This is a genomic window from Desulfobacter sp. UBA2225 (assembly GCF_002348205.1).
GTDB lineage: Bacteria > Desulfobacterota > Desulfobacteria > Desulfobacterales > Desulfobacteraceae > Desulfobacter > Desulfobacter postgatei.
The window spans coordinates 1-4,829 of record NZ_DDYV01000120.1 but is presented as its reverse complement, the minus strand read 5'-3'; the positions used below and the strand labels follow the sequence as shown (position 1 = coordinate 4,829).

General features: G+C 50.2%; 5 protein-coding genes. All 5 read right to left on the bottom strand.

Going from position 1 to position 4,829, the window contains the following annotated elements; all coding sequences use genetic code 11:
* Window positions 1-189 precede the first annotated feature (189 nt).
* Entirely contained in the window at window positions 190-903 is a 714-nt protein-coding gene (locus B3D59_RS06485) for an ABC transporter ATP-binding protein (protein WP_286818508.1), read from the bottom strand.
* Entirely contained in the window at window positions 903-1,676 is a 774-nt protein-coding gene (locus B3D59_RS06480; protein WP_286818507.1) for an ABC transporter ATP-binding protein, read from the bottom strand. The genes B3D59_RS06485 and B3D59_RS06480 overlap by 1 nt, the downstream gene beginning before the upstream one ends.
* Window positions 1,677-1,686: 10 nt before the next feature.
* A complete protein-coding gene (locus B3D59_RS06475; RefSeq protein WP_286818506.1) occupies window positions 1,687-2,949 on the bottom strand; it encodes a branched-chain amino acid ABC transporter permease in 1,263 nt (420 codons plus the stop codon).
* 33 nt (window positions 2,950-2,982) lie between these two features.
* The gene (locus B3D59_RS06470) at window positions 2,983-3,918 is read right to left on the bottom strand and encodes a branched-chain amino acid ABC transporter permease (protein ID WP_286818505.1); all 936 of its coding nucleotides are present in this window, start codon (window positions 3,916-3,918) and stop codon (window positions 2,983-2,985) included.
* A 113-nt stretch (window positions 3,919-4,031) separates the two neighbouring features.
* The coding region (locus B3D59_RS06465) for an ABC transporter substrate-binding protein (protein ID WP_286818503.1) at window positions 4,032-4,829 on the bottom strand (798 nt) is incomplete at its 5' end.

Genomic DNA, 4,829 nt, shown 5'->3' with positions numbered 1-4,829 from the left:
ACCAGCAGCCACTGACCGTGGGACATGGTCGGATCCAAAGATTACGGCTGAATCATATCAAAAAAAAATTTTACGCAATCTGCGTGGAACGGATACTCAAGCATCCGGCGGTTGTGGCTATCACTGATACAGCCCGCCATTCGATTTTTCACAGCAACCGTTAAACAGCAGGGAATTACCCGATGAAAGTTACGCGCCCAAGTAGGCTTTTTTCACCTCCGGATCGTCGAGCAGTTTGTCAGCCCGGCCTTCAAGCACAAGTTTGCCATGTTCAATTACATACCCTCTCTGGGCAAACTTCAGGGCCAACCGGGCATTCTGCTCCACCAGCAGGATGGTGGTGCCGTATTTATTGATCTCTTTCAGGGCATCAAACATTTCAAGCATGAGCAACGGCGCAAGCCCCATGGATGGCTCATCCAGGATCATGAGTTTTCTGCCGCTCATGTATCCCCTGCCCACGGCAAGCATTTGCTGCTCCCCGCCGGACAGGGTGCCGGCAACCTGATTCTTTCTCTCCTCAAGACGGGGAAAAAGGTCAAATACCCACTTTTTATCCTTTGCAATCTGCTCGGTATCTTTTCTGGCAAAACAGGCCAGGGTCAAGTTTTCCGTTACCGTGAGGTTTCCGAATATCCTCCTGCCTTCGGGCACATGGGATATGCCGAGCCGGCTGACCACCTTGTCGGTATTGTAGGAGAGTACATCTTCTCCTTCAAATTCGATGAAAGAGCCCGGCTCAATGGGCACCATCCGTGAGATGGCACGCAGGGTGGTGCTTTTGCCCGCACCATTGGCCCCGATAATGGTGACGATTTCACCGGTATCAATGCTGAAATTCAACCCGTGAAGCGCCTTGATATTGCCGTAGGATACCTTAAGATTTTTAACATTCAACTGCATCAGGTCAAGTCCTCCTTGCCCAGATAGGCTTCAATCACTTGGGGGTTGTTCTGGATCTCTTCGGGAGGGCCTTCGGCGATCACTTCGCCAAACACCAGGGTCTGGATATGCTGGCAAAGTTCCATTACAAATTTCATGCGGTGTTCAATCAAAAAAATAGCCACACCGAAATCCTGGTGCACCTGCCGGATAATCTTTATCATCTGGATCAGCTCATCAGGGGTCATGCCTGCGGTGGGTTCATCCAGGAAAAGCACCTTGGGGTTCGTGGCCATGGCCCGGGCCATCTCCACCCGCCGCTGGGCACCGTAGGAAAGGCTTGTCACCAGCTGGTCCGCGTGCCGCTTAATATCAAACAGTTCCAGAAGCCGGTAGGCGTTTTCTTCGGCTTTGGCTTCCTGCTTGCGGCATTTGCCGGTATTGAAGAATGCATCGAACAGGCCGTAGGAGAGCTGGGAATAGTGGGCCATTTTAATATGATCAAGCACATTCATATGTCGCCAAAGCGCCAGGTTTTGAAAGGTTCTGCCAAGGCCCTTGGCCGCAATCTCGTTAGTCTCAAGTCCTAGGATATTTTCATTTTCAAGGGTAATACGCCCTTCGGTGGGGGTGTACACCCCGGTGATCAGGTTGAAAACGGTTGTTTTCCCTGCTCCGTTGGGGCCGATCAGCCCTACAATCTGATTTGGCCCGACCGAAAGATTATAGTTGTGAACCGCCCGTAATCCCCCGAAATAGTGGGTCATTTTATCTACATGAAGCAAAGGCGTCATGGTATACTCCTTATTTGTTCTTTTTGGCCGCAAGAAGTTTTCCAGCGTTGATCTCCTTAAAAGAGATCAGTCCATAGGGCCTGAAGATCATGACAAAAATAAGTATCAGCGGAATAATGATCCACTTGAACAGTTCCAGGGGGCGCAACGCCTCACCGAGAATATTGATGGAAACAGCCCCCACAATGGAGCCTACAATGGAATTCAGGCCGCCGAAATAAACCATGGCAAGGATTTCGGCCAGCCGGTTGATGCTGAACATCCCCGGGTTTATATAGGTCAGCACATGGGCAAAAAGGCCGCCTGCGATGCCTGCCCAGAAAGCGCCGAACATGAAGGCTGTCATCTTGGTTTTCCGGGTTTTTACGGTCATGGATTCTGAAGCGGCCTCATCATCGCGCACGGCATTAAGGGCCTTGCCCATGATGGAGGTGACAAAATTATGGACCACCCAGATGCATAGCATGGTCCAGATAAAAATCACATGAAGCGGGGCCAGATCGGGCTGTCCGCCCATGCCCCGGGCACCGCCGATGACATTAATATTTTCCACGGCACTTTTTACGATGAACATAAAAGCCAGTGAAATAATCGCCAGGTAGTCCCCCCGGGTCCTGAATGAGGGGATTGCCACCAAAAGAGAGGCAACGGCAGCGGCGATTCCGCCGATGACCAAAGCAAAAGGGAAAAGCCACGGCCCCAGGGCAGGCGGCAGCAGGGCAGCCCCGAAAATCTTGTCATTTGTAAACAAAAACAGGGTAATCACGGACGAGACATAGGCGCCCACCGCCATGAATCCTGGATGGGAACAGGAGAACTCACCCTGGTAGCCGTTAATGACATTGATGCTGATGGTCAGAATAATGGATATCAGCGTCAGTTTCACCACAAGCACGCGATAATCATTGATCCCGGCCCAAAGGGACAAAATGCCGTAGAAACAGCACAAATGGATCAACACGGAGATCCATAAAGGCAGCTTCTCCATGGCACCTGCCAGCGGATTTGTAAAAAAAGCGGAGGCCTTTCCCACAATGCAGACGGGCAGGACATAAACAACCAGGTCATAGGCCAGGACCCCGGGAATCATGACCGGATCTTTGAGCATCAAGATAGCACCGAACAGCACCGGGATCTTGGGCAGGCCCAGGTAGTCGGAAATATAGTCATATCCCCAGAAATACTCAATCAACACAGCAGCCAGTATTCCTAAAAGCCAGCCTGCCACGGGTATGTTCGATAGGAATTTTTTTATTGATTGTACAATCTTCATGACAAGGTTTCTTTCTCAAAACGGGTAAAAAAATTACAGCCGAAGCTTGGTGCTGTACTCCATGCCGAAAAATCCCCTTGGCCTGAAGGTCAGTATCAAAAGGATAATGGAATAGGCAATAAGATCCCTGAGGGTGGACGGAAATATGGTGGCGACAAATATCTCAATAAAGCCTAAAAGATAACCGGCCAAAGCCGCCCCCTTGATGGAGCCGCGTCCGCCGAGAATTGCCGCAACAAAGGCTTTCCACCCAATCATCACTCCCATGTAAGGGTCCAGGATGGGATATGCCTGGCCATAAAGGATGCCGGCTACCGCCGCCAACCCCGCACCAATGGCAAAGGTTAAAGGCGCCATGATGTTGATGGAGACCCCCATGAGGGGTACGGCAAGAAAATCATAGGACATGGCGCGCATGGCCATTCCCCATTTTGTTTTCTGGATAAAGGTGTGCAACCCCAGCATAAGCAACAAGCTGATGATGATGATCATCAGTTTGACATTGGTAAAATAAACCCCGCCCACATTGTAGGAGACCGATTCAATGAGCGGTGGAAAGCTTAAGCGTTTGGCGCCCAGAAGAATCAAGATGCCGGTTTCAAAAATAATGCCGATCATAAGACCCGTAATGGCGGCAGAGGCCCTGGGCGCCTGGCGCAAAGGCCGGTAGCCTGCCACTTCCACAAACACCCCGATCCAGGAGGCTAAAAACATGGTCACCACAACGGTGGCCACAAAGATGATAGGCCCCGGTAAAACACCTGCAAACAACGCCAGAAAAAGGGTTGCAATACCAAAACCAATATAAGTGCCCAGCATAAAAATATCACCATGGGCAAAGTTAAAAAGCATCAAAACACCGTATACCATGGAGTACCCGATAGAGATTACGGCGTAAAAACTTCCTCGCTGGAGTGCATTGATAAAGTTCTGAATAAAAAACTGTATCAGATCAGTAAAGGATTCCATGCAGAAATTCCTGTTAAAACAATAAGATCATTTGAAAAAGTAACTGCCGCATTTCATGTTGCGGCAGTTACTTTTTCTAACTTAAAAACATATTAACGAGATCCATCCGCCCATCAGGGGCATACGGATTTATAGAACTCGTATTCACCCTTATCGTTGATTTTTACGATAACCGCACATTTGACCGGATCGCCCTCTTCGGTGAAGGTCATGTTACCGGTGATGCCTGCAAAATTTTTGATTTTTGCCAGGGCGTCCCGGACAGCCAGGCGGTCTGTTTCGATTCTGCCGGTCAGCTTTCCGGTGTCCTGAATGGCCTGTTGGGCCAAGCGGAGGGCATCCCAGGTAAGCGCTGCCACATCATCGGGAATGTAACCGTATGTTTCATTGTAGCGGTCAATGAATTCCTTGGTTGCGCCCTGGGCACCGGCAGCCGCATAATGGGAAGAGAAAAACTGACCGTAACAGGCTTCGCCGCACAGTTCAATGGTCTCGGCAGACCCCCAGGAGTCGGAACCCACAACGGGTCCTTCCCATCCAAGCTCTTTGGCTTGTTTAACGATCAGGGGAACTTCATTGTAGTACTGCGGGGTAAAAAGCACCTGGGCACCGGATTGGATGATTTTGGTCAGCTGGGAAGAAAAATCCGTGTCTTTAGTGGTGAAACTTTCAAACGCAACTATGGATCCTTTACCATGTTTTTTCTCCCACGCTTCCTTGAATACCTCGGCAAGACCTTTAGGATAATCAGAGGCCACATCATAAAGAACAGCAGCCTTGGTGAACCCGAACTCATCGGTGATAAAGTTTGCCACGACAGGACCCTGGAAGGGATCAAGGAAGCAGCCGCGGAATACAAAGGGGCGGTTCAACCCGGACACCACGATGAACCGCCCCTTTGTATTCCGCGG

Coding starts and splice junctions, on each gene's coding strand:
- B3D59_RS06470 (WP_286818505.1), bottom strand. CDS start 3,918: ATGGAATCCTTTACTGATCTGATACAGTTTTTTATTCAGAACTTTATC.
- B3D59_RS06480 (WP_286818507.1), bottom strand. CDS start 1,676: ATGACGCCTTTGCTTCATGTAGATAAAATGACCCACTATTTCGGGGGA.
- B3D59_RS06485 (WP_286818508.1), bottom strand. CDS start 903: ATGCAGTTGAATGTTAAAAATCTTAAGGTATCCTACGGCAATATCAAG.
- B3D59_RS06475 (WP_286818506.1), bottom strand. CDS start 2,949: ATGAAGATTGTACAATCAATAAAAAAATTCCTATCGAACATACCCGTG.